The sequence below is a fragment of the Clostridium sp. UBA7339 genome (assembly GCF_002470865.1).
GTDB classification, from domain to species: Bacteria; Bacillota; Clostridia; order Clostridiales; family Clostridiaceae; genus Clostridium_J; species Clostridium_J sulfidigenes.
The window spans coordinates 102,503-104,037 of record NZ_DKPI01000012.1 but is presented as its reverse complement, the minus strand read 5'-3'; the positions used below and the strand labels follow the sequence as shown (position 1 = coordinate 104,037).

At 29.1% G+C, this 1,535-nt stretch carries 2 protein-coding genes and 1 pseudogene; all 3 read right to left on the bottom strand.

All coding sequences use genetic code 11. The features are described from left to right. Nucleotides 1-82: 82 nt before the first annotated feature. Nucleotides 83-724: pseudogene (locus B2S02_RS12305) on the bottom strand (N-acetylmuramoyl-L-alanine amidase). A 214-nt stretch (nucleotides 725-938) separates the two neighbouring features. After that, nucleotides 939-1,190 (bottom strand): phage holin family protein, encoded by a 252-nt coding sequence (locus tag B2S02_RS12300; RefSeq protein ID WP_346920809.1) that lies wholly within the window; start codon nucleotides 1,188-1,190, stop codon nucleotides 939-941. Nucleotides 1,191-1,204: 14 nt separating this feature from the next. Next, nucleotides 1,205-1,438, bottom strand: coding sequence for a hemolysin XhlA family protein (locus B2S02_RS12295; protein ID WP_346920808.1), 234 nt, complete (start codon nucleotides 1,436-1,438; stop codon nucleotides 1,205-1,207). Nucleotides 1,439-1,535 lie beyond the last annotated feature (97 nt).

The following is a 1,535-nucleotide window of genomic DNA, read 5'->3' as shown; positions in this document are numbered from 1 at the left end:
AAAATAACTTAATAAAGTATGATTATAAATAAAAAATAGGCTAGTAAGGATTTTACTCCATACTAGCCTTTGATGTTATCTTCTACAAATACTTATTAGCGGCATTTTTCATAGTCATATATCTATTAGTATCATTCACATTTCCACCTATTTGAATAACTTTCTCTGCTTTTAATCCACTATTCTTATAGTCACTATACTTCATCAAAGGGCACCCATATTTCTGAGCTACCATAACTGCTGAAAACAAATCAGCATCTCCCCAATATAATACTATTTTTTTCATATCATATTCCTCCTTAATAGTTGGCTTTTGTGTCTTAGATATATTTAAACTCACTCTACTATCAATTCCATTGGCAATAGCTCTTGCTAATTCACCAGTTTTATTTCTAAATAATTCGACATCTTGACTATTATCACAGAATAAACTTTCTACTATTATAGATTCCATACTACTGGCATTTAAATCATGATAACCTGTACTGTATTTAACCTCTCTATTTGGAGTGCCTAGTTTTGATATATTAGCACATATTTTATTTCCTATAGTTATTGCAGTTTTACTATTAGTATCATATACTCAACATTCAACACCTTTTGCTTTACCATTAAATGAGTTCATGTGTATAGTAATGTATATATCTACTTTCGCATTATTTGCTTTATTAGTACCTTCACTTAATTCTGAATTTACATTATTAGCATTGCTATTACAATCTATAACTGTATGTCCTTGCGCTTCTAGTAAAGCTTTAATCTTACCATAAAGAATCCTACAACTATCTACTTCGTCAATTATCTACTTCGTCAATTATCTACTTCGTCAATTTTCCCTCTAGCACCTCTACAATTAATAGAGTGTCCATATCTTAATCCTATTTTCATAAACCATTCCTCCTTAAAAATAAAGAGTGGAATTGCTCCCACTCTGTAAACTACTCTTTTGAAATTTGTTTAATTAATTGATTACCATATACTGCAGCTCCAGTTACCAATATACCTTGAATAACACTATCTGCACTAAATCCACCCATAACCCATACACTTAATGAAATACCTATAGGTAGTAAAATTACTGGTATATACTTATCTTTTATTCCTTCAGTGTTCTTTAAAATAGCTCCGATTATTAGTAGTACTGGTATAAGTATCAAAGCATTTTCTGTAATGTAATTAATAAATTCCATATTATACACCTTCCTTATTTAAAAATATTGTTTTGAATCGCATAAAAAAAGAACCCTAGCAAACTTGTTGCCATAAGTCCTATAAGCCAGTTCATACTCTTTGTTTGTGCTGATAATTTTTCACATAGATTATCCATTTTAACATCTGTAGCAGCTCTGTTTGTTTTTAACTCATCTATTTCTTTCCCATGTTCATCAAGTCGTCTCTCACATACTTCTATTTTATGATCTCTTAATTCATCATTCATATCACACCTACTTTTTCAAAATAAAAATACCGCATATTCATTTGAATAATACGGTATATAAAAATCTTAATTTATATATAAATATAATTTATTCTAG

Excerpts from the sequence above, each read along its gene's own strand:
- B2S02_RS12300 (WP_346920809.1), bottom strand. The coding sequence starts at position 1,190 with ATGGAATTTATTAATTACATTACAGAAAATGCTTTGATACTTATACCA.
- B2S02_RS12295 (WP_346920808.1), bottom strand. The coding sequence starts at position 1,438 with ATGAATGATGAATTAAGAGATCATAAAATAGAAGTATGTGAGAGACGA.